The sequence below is a fragment of the Bordetella tumbae genome (genome assembly GCF_965139195.1).
In the GTDB taxonomy this organism is placed as follows: domain Bacteria; phylum Pseudomonadota; class Gammaproteobacteria; order Burkholderiales; family Burkholderiaceae_B; genus Bordetella_A; species Bordetella_A tumbae.
The window spans coordinates 59,146-78,975 of record NZ_CBCSJH010000004.1 but is presented as its reverse complement, the minus strand read 5'-3'; the positions used below and the strand labels follow the sequence as shown (position 1 = coordinate 78,975).

At 57.2% G+C, this 19,830-nt stretch carries 20 protein-coding genes; 8 read left to right on the top strand and 12 right to left on the bottom strand.

All coding sequences use genetic code 11. The features are described 5' to 3' along the window. Window positions 1-63: 63 nt before the first annotated feature. Entirely contained in the window at window positions 64-1,017 is a 954-nt protein-coding gene (locus tag ACNA0J_RS07230) for a LysR family transcriptional regulator (RefSeq protein ID WP_415817897.1), read from the bottom strand. 189 nt (window positions 1,018-1,206) lie between these two features. Here ACNA0J_RS07230 and ACNA0J_RS07225 point away from each other — a divergent pair, with 189 nt between their 5' ends. Then, complete coding sequence (locus ACNA0J_RS07225; RefSeq protein WP_415817896.1) at window positions 1,207-2,187, top strand: Bug family tripartite tricarboxylate transporter substrate binding protein; 981 nt, start codon at window positions 1,207-1,209, stop codon at window positions 2,185-2,187. Window positions 2,188-2,275: 88 nt separating this feature from the next. On the opposite strand, the gene ACNA0J_RS07220 is transcribed toward ACNA0J_RS07225, so the two are convergent. Then, window positions 2,276-2,944 carry a TetR/AcrR family transcriptional regulator gene (locus tag ACNA0J_RS07220; RefSeq protein ID WP_415817894.1) on the bottom strand — a complete coding sequence of 223 codons (669 nt, stop codon included), beginning with the start codon at window positions 2,942-2,944 and terminating at the stop codon, window positions 2,276-2,278. Between the two features lie 191 nt (window positions 2,945-3,135). Between ACNA0J_RS07220 and ACNA0J_RS07215 the strand changes: the two genes are divergently transcribed. Both ACNA0J_RS07215 and ACNA0J_RS07210 read left to right on the top strand, forming a co-directional pair. After that, complete coding sequence (locus ACNA0J_RS07215; RefSeq protein ID WP_415817893.1) at window positions 3,136-4,362, top strand: Tm-1-like ATP-binding domain-containing protein; 1,227 nt, start codon at window positions 3,136-3,138, stop codon at window positions 4,360-4,362. Window positions 4,363-4,406: 44 nt separating this feature from the next. Continuing rightward, window positions 4,407-5,243 carry a phosphoenolpyruvate hydrolase family protein gene (locus tag ACNA0J_RS07210; protein ID WP_415817891.1) on the top strand — a complete coding sequence of 279 codons (837 nt, stop codon included), beginning with the start codon at window positions 4,407-4,409 and terminating at the stop codon, window positions 5,241-5,243. Here ACNA0J_RS07210 and ACNA0J_RS07205 read toward each other — a convergent pair. Then, window positions 5,240-5,851, bottom strand: a complete 612-nt coding sequence (locus ACNA0J_RS07205; protein ID WP_415817889.1) for a GrpB family protein — start codon at window positions 5,849-5,851, stop codon at window positions 5,240-5,242. The two genes, ACNA0J_RS07210 and ACNA0J_RS07205, sit on opposite strands and share 4 nt — an antisense overlap. Window positions 5,852-6,225: 374 nt before the next feature. Here ACNA0J_RS07205 and ACNA0J_RS07200 point away from each other — a divergent pair, with 374 nt between their 5' ends. Further along, window positions 6,226-7,095: a DMT family transporter gene (locus tag ACNA0J_RS07200; protein WP_415817888.1), complete on the top strand. Its 870-nt coding sequence runs from the start codon at window positions 6,226-6,228 to the stop codon at window positions 7,093-7,095. A gap of 79 nt (window positions 7,096-7,174) precedes the next feature. Here ACNA0J_RS07200 and ACNA0J_RS07195 read toward each other — a convergent pair whose 3' ends face one another. The 8 genes from ACNA0J_RS07195 to ACNA0J_RS07160 all read right to left on the bottom strand — a co-directional run bounded on the left by ACNA0J_RS07195 (window position 7,175) and on the right by ACNA0J_RS07160 (window position 13,585). Next, window positions 7,175-7,729, bottom strand: a complete 555-nt coding sequence (locus ACNA0J_RS07195) for an electron transporter SenC (protein WP_415817886.1) — start codon at window positions 7,727-7,729, stop codon at window positions 7,175-7,177. Next, window positions 7,726-9,102, bottom strand: a complete 1,377-nt coding sequence (locus ACNA0J_RS07190; RefSeq protein ID WP_415817884.1) for a GldG family protein — start codon at window positions 9,100-9,102, stop codon at window positions 7,726-7,728. Before ACNA0J_RS07190 ends, ACNA0J_RS07195 begins: the two co-directional genes overlap by 4 nt. Then, on the bottom strand, window positions 9,099-9,812 hold the full coding sequence (locus ACNA0J_RS07185; protein WP_415817882.1) for an ABC transporter permease: 714 nt from the start codon (window positions 9,810-9,812) through the stop codon (window positions 9,099-9,101). The genes ACNA0J_RS07190 and ACNA0J_RS07185 overlap by 4 nt, the downstream gene beginning before the upstream one ends. Next, complete coding sequence (locus ACNA0J_RS07180; protein ID WP_415817880.1) at window positions 9,809-10,765, bottom strand: ABC transporter ATP-binding protein; 957 nt, start codon at window positions 10,763-10,765, stop codon at window positions 9,809-9,811. Before ACNA0J_RS07180 ends, ACNA0J_RS07185 begins: the two co-directional genes overlap by 4 nt. 7 nt (window positions 10,766-10,772) lie before the next feature. Continuing rightward, window positions 10,773-11,630: an N-acyl homoserine lactonase family protein gene (locus ACNA0J_RS07175; protein WP_415817878.1), complete on the bottom strand. Its 858-nt coding sequence runs from the start codon at window positions 11,628-11,630 to the stop codon at window positions 10,773-10,775. Between the two features lie 346 nt (window positions 11,631-11,976). Further along, the gene (locus ACNA0J_RS07170; protein ID WP_415817876.1) at window positions 11,977-12,300 is read right to left on the bottom strand and encodes a DMT family transporter; all 324 of its coding nucleotides are present in this window, start codon (window positions 12,298-12,300) and stop codon (window positions 11,977-11,979) included. 4 nt (window positions 12,301-12,304) lie between these two features. Continuing rightward, the gene (locus tag ACNA0J_RS07165) at window positions 12,305-12,973 is read right to left on the bottom strand and encodes a glutathione S-transferase family protein (RefSeq protein WP_415817874.1); all 669 of its coding nucleotides are present in this window, start codon (window positions 12,971-12,973) and stop codon (window positions 12,305-12,307) included. Between the two features lie 171 nt (window positions 12,974-13,144). Further along, window positions 13,145-13,585 carry a MarR family winged helix-turn-helix transcriptional regulator gene (locus ACNA0J_RS07160; protein ID WP_415817873.1) on the bottom strand — a complete coding sequence of 147 codons (441 nt, stop codon included), beginning with the start codon at window positions 13,583-13,585 and terminating at the stop codon, window positions 13,145-13,147. A gap of 164 nt (window positions 13,586-13,749) precedes the next feature. On the opposite strand from ACNA0J_RS07160, the gene aceE reads away from it, so the two are divergent. Next, entirely contained in the window at window positions 13,750-16,437 is a 2,688-nt protein-coding gene (gene aceE, locus ACNA0J_RS07155) for a pyruvate dehydrogenase (acetyl-transferring), homodimeric type (RefSeq protein WP_415817871.1), read from the top strand. Between the two features lie 119 nt (window positions 16,438-16,556). Next, complete coding sequence (locus ACNA0J_RS07150) at window positions 16,557-17,033, top strand: NUDIX hydrolase (RefSeq protein WP_415817869.1); 477 nt, start codon at window positions 16,557-16,559, stop codon at window positions 17,031-17,033. Window positions 17,034-17,045: 12 nt separating this feature from the next. On the opposite strand, the gene ACNA0J_RS07145 is transcribed toward ACNA0J_RS07150, so the two are convergent. After that, a complete protein-coding gene (locus tag ACNA0J_RS07145) occupies window positions 17,046-17,324 on the bottom strand; it encodes a hypothetical protein (RefSeq protein ID WP_415817867.1) in 279 nt (92 codons plus the stop codon). 389 nt (window positions 17,325-17,713) lie between these two features. Between ACNA0J_RS07145 and ACNA0J_RS07140 the strand changes: the two genes are divergently transcribed. Next, a complete protein-coding gene (locus tag ACNA0J_RS07140; RefSeq protein WP_415818204.1) occupies window positions 17,714-18,700 on the top strand; it encodes a DUF1852 domain-containing protein in 987 nt (328 codons plus the stop codon). 26 nt (window positions 18,701-18,726) lie between these two features. After that, window positions 18,727-19,755, top strand: coding sequence for a methionine synthase (locus ACNA0J_RS07135; protein WP_415817865.1), 1,029 nt, complete (start codon window positions 18,727-18,729; stop codon window positions 19,753-19,755). The last annotated feature ends 75 nt before the right edge of the window (window positions 19,756-19,830 follow it).

The window sequence follows — 19,830 nt, the reverse complement described above, 5'->3', positions numbered from 1 at the left end:
GATACGCCCCCCGTTTTTATCGGACAAGACGAGATTTCTGAGGCTTTTATCAGATTATCTTATTTATCCCAGTCTACTCCGACTACGCGCGACCACCGGATGTCCAGTCGGCACGTGCGCCGCTTCATCGACCTGAGCAGCCTCCAACGTGTAGTCGAGAAAGCTCTCCACCGCAGGAGATAACGAGGCCCGAGCGCGGGCAAATAGGGCAATGCGCCAGCTCACAGCGGGCTGACACAATGGCACGAAAACCAGACCAAAGCCCTCGACCAACGATCGCGCCATAGACGGACAGATTACGTAGCCAGGCCTCACTCGCAGCAATGACAGCGCCGTGTTGACTCTATGCACCGGCACGATCTGCTCGGGATGCCGTCGTGACGGCACATTACTCAGCACGTTCAACGCCAGGTTGGGCATGTAGTTGATCAGTGGTCGCTCACGCAGGTCTTTCCAGCTGACCGGTTTTCCCGTCGCCAACGGATCGTCGGGACGCAGTGCGGCCCACAAGGGATCGATGCGAATCAGATGCGCTTGTATCGCATCGTCCGTCAGCACGCCCGCGGGGCCGAAACCGATATCCGAGCTGCCGTTATGCAAATTGGCGAGCACCTGTTCGATCGGCACGTCATCAAACCGAATTTCCACGCCCGGATGACGCTCGCCGTAGCCAGCCACAAGCTCCGGCAGTAACGTACACGACAGCGTCTCGGGCGCTGCCACTCGTACCAGGCCACGGCGCAGCGCTTTCAGATTACTCACGTTCTCCAGAGCCTCATCCAAGTCGGCTAACACTCGACGCACCATGGGTTCGAATGCCGTGCCGACCACCGAAGCGCTGACACTGCGCGTATTGCGATCCAGCAATCGCACGCCTAGCCGGCTTTCCAGTTCCTTGACCAGACCGCTCAAGGCCGCCTGCGATAAATGCATGGTATCGGCCGCTACAGAAAAACTGCCGCATTCTAATACCGTGATAAAGGCGCGCAACTGCCGCAACGTGACTTCGAATGTCATGGGATGCCCTTTGCTGCCGTCGAAAAGTGAAATTCGATTTATAACCTAAACCTTTAAGTAATCAATAATTTGAAAATTGTCCTGATAGAAACAGCCATCTATCATCGCCTCTCAGGGTCGCGAAGGCGCCGGCTTCTTGCGGATACCTAGGCGAACTCTCCTTCCTATTCGAATATTCAGGAGACAAACATGAAGATGAGCCGAAGGACGCTATTGAGCGCAGCGGCCGCGGCCGCCTGCACCGGCGTCATGCCACGTGCATTGGCCCAACAGGCGTGGCCCGCCCGCAGCGTGAAAATCGTGGCGCCCTACGGGGCCGGCGGTCCCAATGACCTGTCCGCACGGATGATCGGCGATTACCTGGCAAAACGCCTGAACCAGGCCGTCATCGTAGAAAACAAACCCGGCGCAGGTACTCGGGTAGGCAACGAATTTGTCGCCCACGCCGCGGCCGACGGCTATACCATTCTGTATGCCGCCGCGCCCTATTCCACCCTGCAGGCCCTGTACGGGCAACTGGGCTATGATCCCAAGAAAGACTTGCAACCCGTTGCCATGTCCGCCACGGTTCCATTATTCCTGATCGTCAACGCGCAATCCCCCGCAAAGACCGCGCAGGAACTGATCGCCTACGGAAAATCTCAGACTAATGGCCTGACATTCGGCTCACCGGGCAACGGCTCGCTGCCACATCTCGCGGCCGAGCTGTTTCTGCGCGACGCCCAGGTAAAAGGTTTAACCGTGCAGTATCGTGGCGACGTCACGGCGTACACGGACCTGCTGGCTGGGCGCTTGGACGCCACACTGACAGCCATTACCGCAGCGCTGCCGCATATCCAGAGCGGCAAGCTGCGCGTGCTGGGAGTGGCATCCGCTGAACCGAGCGAAATCTATCCGCAGGCACCTACTTTGCGTAGCCAGGGACTTCCGAATGTGGTGGCGTCGGGCTGGTATGGGTTTATGGCGCCGGCCGGAGTACCGGCCGCGATCGTCAAGCGCCTGGACACGGAAATCAACGATGCACTGGCCGATGCCGAGATCAGGAAACGCCTCCTGGCACAGGGCATGGAGCCGCGCCCAGACAATGCCGCCGCATTCGGCAAGTTCATCGACGCCGAGATGGCCAAGTGGACCGATGTGATCCAAAAGGCGGGCATCCGAGGTTCGTGATTCGAAACACGATCTGGGCTTTCGAAACAGCCGCCAGGTGCGCGTGAACTTCGGAAAGATGCCGATACGCGTGCGGTGCACATCATGTTCACCGTGCCGCTGCGCGACTCCTCGATGTGGGTTTCGTCGGCCCGCTTTTTTTCGAGGCATTTTGCTCTGCAACAGAGGCGGTAACCAGAGCATCGCTTACCCACTTGGCAATAGACTGTACTTCTTCGAGCTTACAGCCCCAAATATCCATTAGAACCACCATCGTTTCCGTACCATAAATAAGCGAAAGTGCCTTTGTCAGCCGGTCAAGCCGACGCTGGCTCAATGTGTCTTTCAGCGGGGCAACGGCCCTACCCACCAGCTTCTTTCGATTACCTCGGACATATCGGGGCTCGTCATTGCGGTCTGCTCGCGCGTCGGCCCATTGCTCCAGCGTGACCCGCAAGGCGGCGCGCAATGCTCCCTCGTGCATCACCATCTGAGGATAGGAAAAGTCAATCAACTCAGACATGCGCAACGCCGCGTCGGTCGACGAAGGTTCCCAATCGAGCACCGGTCCCAGGCTAGCATCAACCAGTTCTGAAATGAGCGAGGCCTGCGTGGGGAAATATCGATAGGCCGTGGCGCGAGAGACGTTCGCCGCAACTGCAAGCTCGGTAATAGATGGGAAAACACCTTTTTCGAGCTGTACGAGTGCCGTACTGACCAGCAGATCTTTGGTACGAGCTCGCGTCCTGGACATCGAATCACTGTCTTTTGGCGACATTACCGGCATATTCTTTTGACATTAACATTTGAGACGATAGTCTCAATATTGGGTAAAATTAAATTAGACTGCTGTCTCAATAATGTATTTTATTGGGAAGCTGCTCACAGCATACGAAAACCGATTGTCTCTTGCATGAAGCGAGCAGGAGGCTCAAAGCACCATATGAGGATTGAAACCCAGGAGACGTCATGACAACTACGGAAAAACGAGTTTATCTTGCCACAACAGTAGATACGAAGGGCGCTGAAGCCGTTTTCATGGCCAAAATCATCGAGGCTGCTGGCGTACCTGTCGTGATCGTTGATTTGTCGACGACCAGCGCGACTGACCGAGGAGCCGGGGTCAAGGCCAAAGCGGTCGCGCAATATCATCCAGAAGGCAGTGCAGCGGTATTCTGCGGCGACAGGGGAAAAGCCATTGAAGCCATGGCGGTGGCGTTCCAACGATATATCGCGGCCCAGGATGATATCGCGGCGCTCCTGGGAATCGGTGGCTCTGGCGGTACTGCTCTGATCACACCCGCAATGCAAAGCCTGCCGATAGGCACGCCCAAGCTGATGATATCGACCATGGCATCGGGAGACATCGCTCCATATATAGGCGCGAGTGATATCTCGATGATGTATTCGGTAACTGATGTAGCTGGCATCAATCGTATTTCGCGAAAAGTGCTGGCAAACGGCGCAAACATGATTGCCGGCGCGGTACGCTTTCAACGTGATATGCCCGATATCCTCAAACCCGCCATCGGACTGACGATGTTTGGCGTCACCACACCATGCATCCAGGGCGTAACCTCGGCACTGGAAAACGAATTTGATTGCCTGGTCTTTCATGCCACCGGAAGCGGCGGCAAAGCCATGGAAAAACTGGTCGACAGCCAATTGCTCGACGGTGTGCTTGACCTGACAACCACCGAGGTTTGTGATCATCTCTTTGGCGGAGTACTTGCATGTGATGAAGGCCGTCTGGATGCCATCGCACGCACCCAAATTCCCTATATCGGCTCATGCGGTGCGCTGGACATGGTGAATTTCCACCGCCCCGATACTGTGCCGGCTCACTACGCGGACCGGCTCTTCTATCACCACAACCCACAGGTCACACTGATGCGCACCACCGTCGAGGAAAACGCCGAGATGGGCCGCTGGATTGGGGAAAAACTGAATGCATGTGACGGTCCGGTGCGATTTCTCATCCCAGAAGGCGGCGTTTCCGTTCTTGACTCTCCCGATATGCCGTTCTGGGCGCCGGATGCTGATCATGCACTCTTCGAGGCCATCGAGAAAACAGTCCAACAGACGGACCGACGGAAAATCGTTCGGGTGCCATACAACATCAACGACGAGCGCTTTATTGCAATCGCAGTGAGCGAGTTCCAGGCCATCTACGCTCAAAAAAAAGCAACCGCCTGAGCCTGATCAGGATCTCACTATTGATACACACATACAGGTGAAAGATGAACAGACATACACGCGAAGACATTCTTAATCAGTTCCGCGACATGATCGCTCGTGGCGAACCCATTATTGGTGGGGGCGCAGGTACAGGGCTCTCGGCCAAATGTGAAGAAAGCGGAGGGATTGACCTCATTGTTATCTATAACTCAGGCCGTTATCGGATGGCTGGACGGGGGTCGCTGGCTGGCCTGCTCGCCTATGGCAATGCTAACGAGATTGTCGTCGATATGGCCAAGGAAGTGCTACCCGTTGTGAAATCGACGCCTGTCTTAGCCGGTGTGAATGGTACCGATCCGTTCTGCAATTTTGACGTCTTTCTGGATGACCTGAAGAGAATGGGTTTCGCAGGCGTGCAGAACTTTCCGACCGTGGGCCTCATAGACGGCAACTTCCGGGCCAATCTCGAAGAAACTGGGATGGGGTATGAGCTGGAAGTTGAGATGATTCGCTTGGCCAGCGAAAAGGGAATGCTGACGACACCGTACGTTTTCAATGACGACGATGCCATAGCGATGACAAAGGCGGGCGCAGACATCATCGTTGCGCACTTGGGCTTGACGACGGGCGGCTCGATTGGTGCCGACACGGCCGTCACGCTAGAAGCGTGCGTGCCACTCATCAACAGCTGGGCGGCCGCGGCTAGAAACGTCCGCGACGACATCATCGTGTTGTGCCACGGCGGGCCGATCGCAACGCCGGAAGACGCGGCATACATCCTCGACGCTTGCCCTGGCTGCCACGGCTTCTATGGCGCCAGCTCGATGGAGCGCCTGCCCACTGAGACAGCATTGACCGAAACGACGCAACGCTTCAAACAAATCAAGAGGCGTGGCTAAGGCCGATAAGAGTCGAAGATTCTTGCATAGATCTCCCGGATTACCCCCTGCTTTCTCAGATTGTATTCTTGCACCGTCTCGGCCCCATGTGCCGCACGGACCTTTGCATCGGCGTATAAATTCCGATCCCGTGGATGAGCAGAAAGCCAATCCCGGAACAAGATATGGCGAATATGCTCTGGGCAATTCGGCCCAAACACATGCAAGTTGACGCGGGGCGACTCGTGACGGAGCATTCGATGCTGATACCAGGATCGCTCCCGGATGATTAGCGTGTATCCGAGTTCGACCAATGCGGGAACGTACGCGTCTTCGTTCGTGGGATCATCCACGATCACGTCAATATCGATCACCGGCTTGGCTGACAAGCCAGGCACCGCGGTGGAACCCACATGCTCGATCGCCCGCGCCTTTCCGGCTAGAGCAATGTCAATCCGTTTTTTCAACGTCTCATACAGCATAGGCCAGCCAGCATCGTAAGGCCCCACTTCTATGTTCTCGACCGGTGCCTGGCCCAAAACCCAAGGATCCTCATGCGGGTCGCCTTCCTCAAAAATCGTGATCTCACTGGCACTCGTCCGGAGTGGAACCGTCTTCTCTGTGTTCATGGTCGAGCTCTATCGTTCTCCATCGACGTGCGAATTGCAACATACGTTCTGCAAATCATCATTCCGTGCATGTACATGCTATATTCTTTCGCAATTATCTCTGGATATTGACTAGACACCCATGGTTTCGTCTGCACGCCCTCTCTCACTCGCCTTGACCACGAGCATCGTGGCCGGCGGCGTGCGCGCTACGAACCCGCCGCCCTCACCTGTCGCGCCTCCGGCGAACATCGCAGTGGCTCCGCCACTCGCGATGACTCTGGGCTGATCCAGCCCGCTTCGCGGCCCCTACCCTGATGCCATTAAGGCTGCCCTGACACTGTAGTGTCGGCGGATGGCTGGGGCCTGTTCGTTGTTCGACAGGTGAATAAATAATGACTTCTAAATCTTCCACATGGACGGGTTTCGCCGCCATGTCCACGTTCGTGCTGCTGTGGGGCAGCGCGGCTATCTTCATCCGCTGGGGACTGGACCACGGTTCCGTACTTGCCATGCTGATCTTGCGCTTTAGCGTGGCGCTCGGTGCTCTCTTACTGATCGGGCTGCCGAGCCGACGGTGGCTGCCTCAGCCTGGGACACGCTGGCAGATTGCAGGAACAGGATTGCTACTGATTGGCGGCTATTCGGTCTGCTATTTTCAGGCGATGGCCAATGGCATCACGCCCGGGCTATTGGCAACGCTACTCGGTATACAGCCGATCCTGACGCTGCTGATGACGGAAAGGCGTTTCTCCACCTGGCGGCTACTCGGCCTCTCGCTCTCATTGGCAGGCCTGACGCTAGTGGTATATCAAAGTCTGGCCCTGACAAAATTGTCGGGGCTCGGCATGGGTTACGCGCTGGCTGCACTGTTATGTATGACCTTCGGTGCCATGCTGCAAAAACGCATTCAGCAAGCCCCCACCGAAGTGCTACCGTTGCAGTATGCCGTAACGTTGCTGTTGTGCCTCGGCCTCACCCCATTGCAGCCAGTTCATGTAGAACTCAACCTGGGATTTTGGATTCCCCTGTTGTGGTTGGGGCTGGGCATCTCGGTGGGAGCGCAGCTACTGCTCTACCGGATGATACGCAACGGCAACTTGGTCAACGTCACTAGTTTGTTCTATCTGGTGCCAGTGATCACGGTGCTTCTTGATTATCTGATTCTGGGTAACGCGATGCCTGCGCTGGCTATGGCGGGTATGGTGGCGATCTTGGCTGGTTTGGCCCTCGTGTTCAGAGCGCCCTCGTCGGTCGATCATTGAGAACGCAAGGTCTTCGCTACCACCGAGCAATCGACCAGGCACAGTGGCCCATTGAAGAGCCGCACCTCCTGCAAAATTATTATGGCTTGAGGTGATTGCCCTGGCCGCTGGCGGCTGACCGCTGCATGGCCGCCAGCGGCTCGCGCACTTGGTAGTCCGGCACCATGCGCAGGTTCGGCTCGCCGGGCACTTGCACATAACGGCTGAAGCCATCTGGCGCCAAATCGCCCACGTCCATCAGAGCCAGCGCATTGCCCTGCACGTCCCGCAACGCAATGCGCAGATGAGGCGGCGCCAGGCCATAGGGTTGTCCTGCAATAGGCGTCAATTGGCGTTCGCTACGCAGTTGTGAAAACAGCTTGACGAAGCCGGCCACGTCGAAATCCGTAGCCGAAGCACTGCGCCAGCCGTCTGGTTCGCGATCCATGGTGATCCGCGCTTGAGGGCTCGACAGTATTACCTGGGTTACATCGGCCACATTCCAATCGTACAGGCGCGCAGGCTTGCCGTGCTCATCATGCAGATGGGTGTGTCCGTCATGGTGCTCCGGTCCTTCGCGCAGCTCATTCCATTGCCATATCGACAGGGCCACGCCCGCCAACAGCACTGCCAGCCACGAACGCGCGGCCATCATCGGCGCCTCCACCACATCATCAAACCGATCAACAGCGCCAGCGCCGGCAAGGCCACGGTACTGGTCCAAAACACCGTTTGCATCTGGCGGTTGGTCAGTTCTACACGCCCCTGCTCATAGTGTCGAGGCCGGATATCCAGCAGTGGGTCCGCGCCGGCCAGCATCGTCACCGCATTGACGAACAGCGCTCCGTTACCCAGCGCAGCAAAGTGCTGGTTGGTGGCAAAGTCGCTGTCGCCTGCGACCAGCAGCATGGGCCGCCCGGCGCCCTCCTCTGGGCCGGCCTTGCCGGTAGCCAGGGCCATCAGCGTCAACCGTTGCGCTTCACGCCCAGGCAGCCGCGCCTCTGGCGATGTCTGCGCCAAAGGCGTAACGGCGACCCCCGGCGGCAGACTGTCTCCCGCCGGCTCGAGTGCGGCGGCACCGGGAAAAAAGCTCAAGGGCAAGCCGCGCGTCAGCTTGTGACGGGTGTAGTCGCTGACTGCGGGACTGCCTGGGTCATTGCGATAGTGACTGCCTGAATCGGTTATTCCTCCAGCGGCCTGCGCCACGCCAAAATCCGCCAGCAAATCGCCCAACCCGTGAGCGCTGTCGGGTTCCAGCAGCACCAGGCTCTTGCCGCCGCTTACGGTCCAGTCGCGCAACGCGCCCAGGTCCCCGGCGCCGAACGGTGCGCGTGGCCCTGCCACGACAACCACGGCGCAATGCGGCAGCGCTTGCGCCAAGCCGCCCGCGTTCACGCCCACGGTGGAAAAGCCCAAGGTGCGCAGGGCATTGCGCGCCAGTGCCAGACCATTGCGCTCATGCACTTCGACGCGTGCGACCAGGTTTTCGTCGTGATCGTGGTCTTCCAGGTCGTCGAGGGAACTCAAGCTGTCCAACGTGGCCTCGCCATGTCCCTGGGTAAAGCAGATCGTCTGCGACCCGCTCTGGCTGATACGGATCAAACCGTTGGTGAAGTCGGTTTCTGTTCCACCGTTTATCGTGGTGCGCCGCTCGCCGGACTCCAGCACCGCGCTGCCCGCGAACTGGATGTCGGCCGCGCGCGCTTGCGCTGGCCGCAGCGCGGGGTCCACACCAGTTACCTGGATCAATGGGTTGGCGCGCTCGTATTGGCGCAACAGATGCAGGGCATCCACCATACTCTTGTTGCGCAGATCATAGAACCACGTCACCGTTATCGGCTGACGAATGGCGCGCGCCGCCTCCAGGCTTTCCTCAGACAGGCTGTACACCCGTTGTGCGGTCAGGTCCAGCCGGCCCAGGCTGCGTGTGGCCCAGAGGTTCAGCGCCAGCAATACCGCGCCCGTCGCCATGACCGGCAGCCACAACAGCCAGCGCCGTCCAACGCGCCGCATGCCAGACGCGCTCATCGCAGCCTCCAGCGCTTCAGATTTACCGCGGCCACCATCAGGGCCAACAAGGCCAAGCTAAGCAGCATGACGGTCGCCGGTCCCGGCAATACCCCCCGGATGAAATCCACATGCTGGGCTGACAGTGACAAGGCCTGAAACAGCGGCGACAGCGCCGGCAACGCATCCAGCGCGGCGGGATAATCGATAAACCACAACAGCACCAGGATGCCCCACGTAGCGCTGGCCGCCACGATCTGGTTCGAGCAGGCGCTGGATACGGCGATGCCAATGGCCAGGAACAGCGCACCATACAGGAACACGCCGATATAGCCGCCCACGATAGGGCCATAGTCCGGTTGCCCGTACCAGGCCAGCGGCAATACGGCCACCATGGTGCCGGCCAGCATCAGCGCCAGCATCGTCAGCCCCGCTGCGAATTTGGCGGCAACCAGCGTCGCATCCGATAACGGCAAGGTCAGCAGCAATTCCAGCGTACCCTGGCGGGCTTCCTCGGCGAACGCCCGCATGCTGACCAGCGGCATGACCAGGATCAACAAGATCGTCATGTTGTGAAACGAGGTCACCATCTGACCCGTGCTCACAAAAAACAGATTGAAGCTGAACAGATAGCCCGCCAGCGCCCAGAACACCGCCACCACCGCCAGGGCAACCGGCGATCCGAAATCCGTGCGCAGTTCTTTCCAGTACAACGCGCCAAACCCGCTCATGCACGCCTCCGCATCTCGGTGTCGTTGGGCGCCAAAGCCGCCAGCAATCGCGTCTCCACCGCATCATGCGCGCCGAGCACTGCCCGCACCCGGGCCATGCCCAGCACCGTCCGCAGTACCGCGTCGCAGGCTCGCTCCCCGTCGGTTTCGTCCCAGGCGATCTGCCAATCGCTCAGCCCTTCGGCAAGCATGGTGACTTGCGCCCGCGGCGATCCGGGGCAGGCGGCCAAGGCCTGATGCAGCTCGGCGTGCCGGGCCTGCGGCAGATCCAGTCTCAGTTTGAGCAGCGGCTGCGTGCCGCCCAGCGGCGCATCCTCTACCAAGTGGCCATTGCGCAGAATCACCATGCGAGTGCACAGCGCCTCGACTTCCTGCATCAAGTGACTGCTGAACACCACTGCCCGCCCCTCGGCACAACGCCGGATCATGGCGCGCGCCTCGACGATCTGCAGCGGATCCAGGCCATTGGTGGCCTCGTCCAGCAACAGCACCGGCGGATCGTTCAACACAGCCTGCGCCAGGCCTACCCGCTGGCGCTGGCCCTTGGACAGGCGACCGATGGGCGTGCCCGCCAATCCCTGCAAATCGAAACCGTCAAGCGATCGTTCGATTGCCTGGCGGCGCCCGGTGCGGTCGCGAGGCATCTTTACGCCCGCCACGAACGACAGGTACTGGTTCACCGTCAGCGTGTCGTACAGCGGGACACGCTCAGGCAGATAGCCGATATCGGCATTGCCTCGCCCCGCAGCCGGCGTGCGGCCACAGACCGTCACGCGGCCGTTGTCGGGCGCATAATAGCCCGCCATCAGCCGCAATGTCGTGGTCTTGCCGCTGCCGTTCGGTCCCAGCAACCCGACGATCTCGCCCTTGCCTACGGCAAGCGAAATACCGTGCAGGACCTGCCGGGAGCCGAACGACTTGGTAACGCCCTCCAGCGCAACCGCCGCTGACATGCGCGCCTCAGTCAAAGACTTTGGTCTTGGCGTTCTGCGCATGCTGCTGCGCGTCGTGGCTATACCAAAGCTGGCCCTGATTGGCGTCGCGTATCTGTTTGAGCCGGTCGATGGCCCGCATCGAGTCGTTGGTATTCCAGGTAATTCCCGGAATCACACCCGCCTCGTTTTCACCGGTGTAGATGGCATCGGCAGCCAGCAGAACCATGCCGGTGTTCTTCAGTTTGACCTGCAGCGACTGGTGTCCCTGCGTATGCCCCTTGGTATCCAGCAACACGATGGAACCATCGCCAAACAAATCGAAATCGCCTTCAACCTGGATGAAGTCGTAGTCGCGCGTGGTGTCGAAGTCTTTCATGACATAGGCGGCGCGCTGGAATTTTTCGGGCCACCAGGCCGCTCGCAGCTCGGCCTTTTGAACCACGTGTTTGGCGTTGGGGAACATTTTGATATTGCCGGCGTGGTCCAGGTGGAAGTGTGAATACACCACGTATTTCACATCGCCCACATCAAAACCGGCAGCCTTGAGCTGGCGGTCGACGACTTCGTCGCGCCCCTGGATCGAATTGAACGCGCCGCACAGCCCCTGGCCCCAGTAATTGGCGCAATTGCCATCGGCGGTCGCCTGGTTCATGCCGGTATCGAACAACACCAAGCCGCGGGGATGCTGAATCACGTATGCCGGCACGGGAATCTTGATCTTGGTGCCGACATCGACCATGGCGGTCATGAAACCCTTGTCCAACTCGATCTTGCCGACGGACAACTGCATCAGCTTGATATCCGGAGCCTCTGCTGCATGCACAGCAGCGCCTGCCGAGATGGCCATCGCAGCCATCAGCTCTTTCCAACCCTTCCTCATCATCGTCTCCTCGTTGGTACTGCAAGAACGTTGGTTCTACTAGAGGCCAGGGTCCGAGTTCCGCGGCCATCAAAAACACTCCCGGTGTATCCCGGGTGAATCGGTAGGAACAAGCGTCGCAGACTTGTGATGAATGCAAGGGTTTCCCCTAGCGAGCGCTGCGGACAACGAACAAGCTAAAGATGAATCGCACTCTGCCCCAGCAGCAATCGAGCTGTCAAATTATGTTTGATTAAGTGCGACTTCGGCGGCGTGAAAGACCAACGTCGGTTTGCGGATCGAACTATCACTCTATTGCTCAATCGGGTCGTAGCAGGTGACGTCGATCTGTACCGAGGGGCATCAGTTCTCATGTCGTCGATTCGGCAAAACGCAATCCGATAATCCCGATGAACGCCAATCCCAGGAAGAAAGCTCGGGGCCAGTTCATCTCGTCCTGAAATGCCAACACGCCCACAAGAACGAGTCCAATAGTTCCGATACCTGTCCAGATAGCGTAAGCCATCCCGACAGGTAACGAACGCAAGGCCAATGCCAGCAAATAGATGCTGCCCAGCCCAGCTATGACCGCGATGGCGCTCGGCCCCAGCTTGGTCCAACCTGCATTCAATTTGAGACAGAGGCCCATCACAATCTCCAACGCTGCGGCAAGAAACAAATAAGTCCACGCCATGGCGTCAGCCCCCGGTAGCACACAGCCGATCGGTGGTGACTCGGGAAACAGCGTTAGTGGCCAATAGTCCCGCCTGCACCGCGGGCCGCGCGGCAATCTTATCGAGCCACTTCCGGACATGCGGGTACGGCGTGATGTCCAGCTTCAACTCCTGCCAGGTTCTCAACCAGGAGAACGCAGCAATATCGGCAATGCTGTAGCTATTTGAAGCGATGAAGGCAGACTCACTGAGACGTGTATCCGTAACTTGGTAAAGACGAAGCGATTGCTTCTGATACCGCTGTATTGCCTCAGCGTTGCCCGTTTTTGACGCATGCAAGAACCACCACAGCTGCCCGAGCATCGGCCCGATACCGCCAACCTGGAAATGCAGCCATTGCTGCACGGCAATACTCTCTGCCTCTGTCGTGGGCAGCAAGCAACCAGTCTTCGATGAAAGATAAGAAAGTATGGCGCCTGATTCAAAAACCGACAGACCAGCCTTTCGGTCAACGATGGCCGGAATTTTGCCGTTCGGGTTGATTTTCAGAAAATCAGGTTGATGTTGATCGCCGCGCTCAAGATCCAGGTCAAATTGCTCATAAGGAAGTCCGGCTTCCTTGAGAAAGATGCTGATCTTCTGCCCATTTGGGGTGTCGGCCGTATAGAACGCCAGATCGCAGGGATATGTCATGTCTGTCCTTTTTTGCGATTGCAATTACAATAATTGTATTTGCAATCGTAAAGCACGATATCTGGCCGCGCAAGAAGTCCCTCAACAAAGGCCTGCCCTCCCCGTCACCAGATATGAACGACACATTGCCAGTGAAATCGGCGGCTTTGTCTGCGCTCGCGGCACATTGAATTACTGACCGCGGGCCATGGCGGCAGCTCGGTCCAGACCTTTGGAGAACGTCGATTGCTCATCCGCGCTGAACTGATTCAGAAAAAGCTCTGCAACGGTGCTTTCGTACACCTTCCACATTTTCTTACGCAGCGCCCGCCCTTCCTTTGTGATGCTGGCATACGCGGCTCGGCCGTCCTCTGGCGAGCGCGTACGCGTGACCAATCCCTCTTGTTCCAGGCGATCTACTAGCCGTGTCAGGTTGTAGCGCTCTATCGCCAGTGCGTCGGCCAGCTCGTGCATCCGCCTCGTTCCTTGCGGCCCGCTTTCCAATCCCCACAGCACGTCGTACCAGGCATAAGCCGGCAGCTTGGACGCCGCCAGGCGGCTCTCTACCTCGCGGATCATCAAGCGATGGGTACGCACAAACGAAAACCACAGATCCGTTCCGTCCTTCGTCATAGCAGGTTCCTTTTTTTCAGTTGCATTTGCAATTGTAGCTGACTTAGAATCTCTCAAAATACGATTGCATTTGCAACTCATAGGTCATCAATCGATGTCTGCGCCACACCAGGCTGGCCAGCGCCGGCACCGCTTTAACACGTTGTTTTTTCTGGAGCCCCAATATGAATCCCGCCCCCGCCTTGGTCGACGTCGACCCGCTGGAAACTCAAGAATGGCTGCAAGCGCTGGAGGCTGTAGAGGCAGTCGAGGGCCGCTCCCGCACCCACTATCTGATCGACCAGCTCACTGAATTCGATGCATCCAGACATGGCGACCTGCATGAGCGTGTCACCAGCGCCTACGTCAATAGCATCCCGAAAGACCGGCAACTTGCCTATCCTGGCGATCTCGACATCGAACGCCAATTGAACGCCTACATCCGCTGGAACGCAATGGTCATGGTGCTGCGCGCCGGCAAGCATTCCAATGTCGGCGGACACATCGCCACGTACCAGTCAGCCGCCGTGCTCTATGACGTAGGCTTCAATCATTTTTTCCGGGGCCGCACCGAGACTTTCGGCGGCGATATGGTTTACATACAGGGACACTCCGCACCCGGCATTTATGCACGCGCCTATCTGGAAGGACGCATCACCGAAGAGCAACTGGATAATTTCCGTCGGGAGGCCGGGCGCGACGGCCTATCCTCGTATCCCCACCCGCGCCTGATGCCAGATTTCTGGCAATTCCCCACTGTGTCGATGGGATTGGGGCCGATGACGGCTGCCTACCAGGCGCGATTCATGCGGTATCTCGAATACCGCGGGCTGCTGGAGCATCAAGGCCGCAAAGTGTGGGCCTTTCTTGGCGACGGCGAGATGGATCAGCCCGAGTCGCTGGCAGCTATCTCGGTCGCCGGACGGGAGCGACTCGACAATCTGATCTTTGTCGTCAACTGCAATCTGCAACGTTTGGACGGCCCAGTACGAGGCAACAGCAAGATCGTTCAAGAACTCGAGGGCACCTTCCGGGCAGCGGGCTGGAACATCGTCAAGGTGTTGTGGGGCAGCGGTTGGGACGATCTGCTCAAGCGCGATACCAGCGGGTTGCTGCGTCAACGCATGATGGAATGCGTCGACGGTGAGTACCAGACGTTCAAATCGCAGAACGGCGCCTATGTGCGCGAGCATTTCTTCGGCAAGTACCCGCAGCTGCTGGAGTTGGTCGCGCATCTGTCGGACGATGAAATCTGGGCGTTGACACGTGGGGGCCATGATCCGGAGAAAGTACATGCCGCCTACGCACAGGCGGTCAGCACGAAAGGCCGTCCAACGGTCGTTCTGGCCAAAACGGTCAAGGGCTTCGGCATGGGCGAGGCCGGCGAAGGCCAGAACGTCAACCATCAGCTCAAGAAGATGAGCGCTGACGCCGTGCGCGCGTTCCGTGATCGATTCTCGCTGCCGGTGCCCGACGACCGGCTCGAGGATATGCCCTATCTGAAGCCTGCGCCCGACAGCGAGGAAGCACGCTATTTCGCGCGGCGCCGAGCCGCACTCGGCGGTCATGTGCCAGCCCGTATCAGCCGGATTACCCCGCTGCAGGTTCCGCCGCTCAGCGCTTTTGCCACACAATTGAAAGATAGCGGTGAACGCGGTGTTTCGACCACCATGTCGTTCGTCCGCATCCTGACCACGCTGCTCAAAGACCCTCATCTGGGCAAGCTCGTCGTTCCCATCGTGCCCGACGAATCGCGCACTTTCGGCATGGAAGGCCTGTTTCGCCAGATCGGCATCCATTCGTACGTAGGACAACTCTATACCCCACAGGACGCCGGCCAGCTAAGCTACTACAAAGAAGCCAAAGACGGTCAAATCCTGCAAGAAGGCATTAATGAATCCGGTGCGATTGCGTCATGGATCGCTGCGGGAACGGCCTATAGCAATCATGGCTTGGCGGCCATCCCGTTTTATATCTTCTATTCCATGTTCGGCCTGCAACGCGTGGGGGATTTGGCGTGGGCGGCGGGCGACGCACGCACGCGAGGGTTCCTGCTGGGCGCCACATCGGGCCGTACTACGCTCATGGGAGAAGGCTTGCAGCACGATGATGGCCATAGCCACGTACTCTCGTCGGTGATACCGAATTGCGTTTCCTATGACCCTACCTTTGCCTACGAACTGGCAGTCATCATCCAGGACGGCTTGCGCCGCATGTATGCAGAACAGGAGGATATCTACTACTACATCACCTTGCTCAACGAGAACTATCCGAACCCCGCCCTGCCACCGGAAAGCGAGGCCGGCATTCTCAGAGGGCTTTACCTATTGCGCGACGGCAAAAAGCAGGCCCCCGCGTCAGAGCCATCTGGCAAGCCGCATGTACAACTGATAGGTAGCGGCGCGATTCTGCGCGAAGTCATTGCTGCGGGTGAACTGCTGGAACAGGACTTCGGCATTTCCAGCGATGTCTGGAGCGCGACAAGCCTGACTGAGCTGCGCCGTGATGGCATGGCCGCTGAGCGTTGGAATATGCTGCATCCGGAAGACGAGCCGCGCATTCCGTATGTTCAGCAGTGTCTGCAAGGCCGTATCGGTCCTGTCGTGGTCGCAACCGACTATATGAAGATCGTCGGCGACCAGATCCGCCCCTTCGTCAAGGATCGCGGCTTTATCAGTCTCGGCACGGACGGTTTCGGCCGCTCGGATACCCGCGAGTCACTGCGTGCTTTCTTCGAGGTGGATCGAACGTTCATCGTCCTGGCCGCGATCAAGGCGTGCGTTGACGAGGGATGGCTGCCTCGTGCAAAGATCCGTGAGGCCATGCTACGGTATGCTATTGACTCTGAGAAAATTGCCCCCGCGGCCGTCTGATACCGAACGTTGATGGCCCATCTGCTGGCAACCATAGAGCCGTCGCCTGATCTGCGACGCCTCGATTGCCAGCGGCCTGATGCTTTGCCTCTTTGCTTGTCTCATTATGCGAGGCCACTATGTCAGATAGCAGCTATCCATCGCCTTCTGCGCGGCCGGTATCCCGACCCATCGCAGCGACCATCGCGGCCGTATTCCACGATGAAAAAATCCTGCTGGTGCGCCGGGCCAATCCACCCGACGCCGGTTGCTGGGGTTTCCCCGGCGGAAAAATTAAAATCGGCGAAACCATCAAAGCCGCCGCCGTTCGCGAACTGTTGGAAGAGACCGGTGTACGCGCCGAAGCGCACCGTGTCTTTACGGCTGTCGATGTCTTCGGCCGTGACGACAAAGGCGAGCTCCATCAGCATTTCGTGCTAATTGCAGTGCTCTGCAAGTGGCAATCCGGGGTACCGGTAGGCGGCGATGACGCGCTCGAGGCAAAGTGGTTCGCCTTGGAAGAGTTGAATGAATGCAAGCTGGCGATGAGCCTGAATGTGGCAGAAGTGGCGCAACAGGCAGCCGCTGTCTTTGCTCAGGAGATCGCGCAGGGGTAATTGCCGATGTTCTCACGATCCCGCTGGGCGGATCAGAAAGCCCCGCGCCAGCGTTCGGCCAACCAAGGTACGACGATAAGCAGTCCGGCGTTTTATCACCTGGATAACAATCGCGAGCGTGGCCGTGCTTATCCAGCCGGTCATGAGCGGGACAAGCGAGCCCGCCAGGATGAGGTGTAGCGTGATCCCCCACCCTATCAGGAATACCCATGCGCGATAGTGCAAACCGCCCCGTCCGAAGAGCGCATGTACCACCCATGCCGTCAGCGGCACGAACAGCAAAATCGCCATGGTGCATGTAGCTCAATCCGCCGTGAGCTACCAGATTGCGAGGCTCGAAGAAGAAGTCGACTTCGCCATTTAATAGCGTGACGGCCCGTCTGATATTGCGTTGATGTATTGCTGAATCCGAGCCGCCAACGCATCGAAATCTGGCTCATCAGCAACGAGCGCGAGCAACTGATCGAAGTCCTTCTGCGCATCGCATCATGAGCATGACTAATACTGAAATGAAATCATTTCATTTTTATTAGCTCAATGCACAGCATAAAATACGCGCTGCTCTTGATTGCAGAAAATATACAAACTGCTGAGTGATAAAGCCAGTAAATAAAACCGAAACGGTCTGGCAAAGAAATAAAGCCGAGGTCTCACCTCAGGATTCAGGACGCCAGATTGCGATGAATAAAGATTTTAAATTTACCATTAAGAGCATTTGTTTCGACGAAGATTATCATCCAGCAGATAACACACGCATCACGACCAACTTTGCCAATCTGGCCAGAGGGGATAGTCGCCAAGAGAACCTGCGCAACACCTTGAGGATGATTGACAATCGGTTCAATGCTTTGGCGCATTGGGATAATCCAAAAGGCGATCGCTATACAGTCGAGCTTGACATCATTTCCGTTGAAATGAGCATTGATGCGGCAAGCACTGACAGCGCCCTTCCCCTGATCGAGCTATTGAAAGCAAGCGTTGTTGATCGAAAGACCAACGAACGTATCGAGGGCATGGTAGGAAATAATTTTTCCTCTTACGTGCGAGATTATGACTTTAGCGTGCTGCTCCTGCAGCACAATGAGAATCAGCCGAAATTCAGCACGCCAGATAACTTTGGCGAGCTGCATGGCAAACTGTTCAAGGCCTTTGTCAATTCGAACACTTATAAAGAGAATTTCAATAAGCCGCCTGTCATATGCCTGAGTGTTTCGAGCAGCAAGACCTATATTCGGACTGAAAACCAGCATCCTGTGCTGGGCGTTGAATATCAGCAGGATGCGTATTCCCTGACGGATGACTATTTCAACAAGATGGGGCTGAAGGTTCGCTATTTCATGCCCCCAAATAGTGCTGCGCCTTTGGCTTTTTATTTTTCAGGCGATTTACTCAGTGATTACACCAATCTTGAGCTCATCAGCACCATCAGCACGATGGACACTTTCCAAAAGATTTATCGCCCTGAAATTTACAACGCGAATTCAGCCGCAGGAAAATCCTACCAGCCAAGCTTGAAGCATCAGGATTATTCACTGACTCGCATTGTTTACGATCGAGAAGAGCGCAGCCGGCTGGCTGTTGAGCAGGGGAAATTCGTTGATGAGCATTTCATCAAACCCTACGGAACCATTCTCGAGCAATGGTCCGCGGCTAATTACGCGCTTTGATTTGCCCTAATAAAAGGCTACCTATCATGAAAAAATTGCTCCCCACCTCCACTGCTGGCAGCTTGCCCAAACCGTCCTGGCTGGCTCAACCTGAGACACTCTGGTCACCGTGGAAACTGCACGACGAAGCGTTGATTGAGGGCAAGCAAGATGCTTTGCGTTTGTCATTGCACGAGCAAGAACACGCAGGGATCGATATCGTCAGCGATGGTGAGCAATCGCGCCAGCACTTCGTCACCACATTCATTGAGCACCTGAGCGGCGTTGATTTTGAGAAACGCGAGACCGTCAGAATTCGCGATCGCTATGATGCCAGCGTACCGACTGTTGTTGGCGCGGTTTCTCGTCAAAAGCCAGTCTTTGTCGAAGACGCCAAGTTTTTACGTCAGCAGACCAAGCAACCCATCAAGTGGGCGCTGCCAGGTCCTATGACCATGATTGATACGCTCTACGATAGCCACTACAAGAGCCGCGAAAAACTAGCTTGGGAATTCGCCAAGATTCTCAATCAAGAAGCCAAAGAGCTCGAAGCAGCCGGCGTCGACATCATCCAATTCGATGAGCCCGCATTCAATGTTTTCTTTGATGAGGTGAATGATTGGGGCGTTGCCACGTTAGAAAAAGCAATTGAAGGGCTTAAATGCGAAACGGCCGTACATATCTGCTACGGTTACGGGATCAAAGCCAATACCGATTGGAAAAAGACGCTGGGGTCAGAGTGGCTGCAGTATGAAGAGTCTTTCCCCAAGCTGCAAAAATCCGGTATCGATATCGTCTCGCTGGAATGCCAGAACTCGCATGTGCCCATGGATCTGATTGAGCTCATTCGAGGTAAAAAAGTGATGGTCGGAGCGATTGACGTCGCAACCAACACCATTGAAACCCCCGAGGAAGTCGCCAACACCCTGCGCAAAGCGCTTCAGTTTGTCGATGCCGACAAACTCTATCCTTCGACCAACTGCGGCATGGCCCCCTTGCCTCGTGGCGTCGCGAGAGGCAAGCTGCAGGCGTTAAGCGCAGGCGCGGAAATCGTCCGGAAAGAACTCTCGGCCTGAAGCAGCACAGTACGATCATCGATCCTGCACCTCATTCGCAGGATCGATCAGGACGCCATCGTCGATGGCCATGCA

What these genes read in the sequence shown, in the direction of transcription:
- ACNA0J_RS07230 (WP_415817897.1), bottom strand. Translation starts at nt 1,017, where the DNA reads ATGACATTCGAAGTCACGTTGCGGCAGTTGCGCGCCTTTATCACGGTA.
- ACNA0J_RS07225 (WP_415817896.1), top strand. Translation starts at nt 1,207, where the DNA reads ATGAAGATGAGCCGAAGGACGCTATTGAGCGCAGCGGCCGCGGCCGCC.
- ACNA0J_RS07220 (WP_415817894.1), bottom strand. Translation starts at nt 2,944, where the DNA reads ATGTCGCCAAAAGACAGTGATTCGATGTCCAGGACGCGAGCTCGTACC.
- ACNA0J_RS07215 (WP_415817893.1), top strand. Translation starts at nt 3,136, where the DNA reads ATGACAACTACGGAAAAACGAGTTTATCTTGCCACAACAGTAGATACG.
- ACNA0J_RS07210 (WP_415817891.1), top strand. Translation starts at nt 4,407, where the DNA reads ATGAACAGACATACACGCGAAGACATTCTTAATCAGTTCCGCGACATG.
- ACNA0J_RS07205 (WP_415817889.1), bottom strand. Translation starts at nt 5,851, where the DNA reads ATGAACACAGAGAAGACGGTTCCACTCCGGACGAGTGCCAGTGAGATC.
- ACNA0J_RS07200 (WP_415817888.1), top strand. Translation starts at nt 6,226, where the DNA reads ATGACTTCTAAATCTTCCACATGGACGGGTTTCGCCGCCATGTCCACG.
- ACNA0J_RS07195 (WP_415817886.1), bottom strand. Translation starts at nt 7,729, where the DNA reads ATGATGGCCGCGCGTTCGTGGCTGGCAGTGCTGTTGGCGGGCGTGGCC.
- ACNA0J_RS07190 (WP_415817884.1), bottom strand. Translation starts at nt 9,102, where the DNA reads ATGAGCGCGTCTGGCATGCGGCGCGTTGGACGGCGCTGGCTGTTGTGG.
- ACNA0J_RS07185 (WP_415817882.1), bottom strand. Translation starts at nt 9,812, where the DNA reads ATGAGCGGGTTTGGCGCGTTGTACTGGAAAGAACTGCGCACGGATTTC.
- ACNA0J_RS07180 (WP_415817880.1), bottom strand. Translation starts at nt 10,765, where the DNA reads ATGTCAGCGGCGGTTGCGCTGGAGGGCGTTACCAAGTCGTTCGGCTCC.
- ACNA0J_RS07175 (WP_415817878.1), bottom strand. Translation starts at nt 11,630, where the DNA reads ATGATGAGGAAGGGTTGGAAAGAGCTGATGGCTGCGATGGCCATCTCG.
- ACNA0J_RS07170 (WP_415817876.1), bottom strand. Translation starts at nt 12,300, where the DNA reads ATGGCGTGGACTTATTTGTTTCTTGCCGCAGCGTTGGAGATTGTGATG.
- ACNA0J_RS07165 (WP_415817874.1), bottom strand. Translation starts at nt 12,973, where the DNA reads ATGACATATCCCTGCGATCTGGCGTTCTATACGGCCGACACCCCAAAT.
- ACNA0J_RS07160 (WP_415817873.1), bottom strand. Translation starts at nt 13,585, where the DNA reads ATGACGAAGGACGGAACGGATCTGTGGTTTTCGTTTGTGCGTACCCAT.
- aceE (WP_415817871.1), top strand. Translation starts at nt 13,750, where the DNA reads ATGAATCCCGCCCCCGCCTTGGTCGACGTCGACCCGCTGGAAACTCAA.
- ACNA0J_RS07150 (WP_415817869.1), top strand. Translation starts at nt 16,557, where the DNA reads ATGTCAGATAGCAGCTATCCATCGCCTTCTGCGCGGCCGGTATCCCGA.
- ACNA0J_RS07145 (WP_415817867.1), bottom strand. Translation starts at nt 17,324, where the DNA reads ATGGCGATTTTGCTGTTCGTGCCGCTGACGGCATGGGTGGTACATGCG.
- ACNA0J_RS07140 (WP_415818204.1), top strand. Translation starts at nt 17,714, where the DNA reads ATGAATAAAGATTTTAAATTTACCATTAAGAGCATTTGTTTCGACGAA.
- ACNA0J_RS07135 (WP_415817865.1), top strand. Translation starts at nt 18,727, where the DNA reads ATGAAAAAATTGCTCCCCACCTCCACTGCTGGCAGCTTGCCCAAACCG.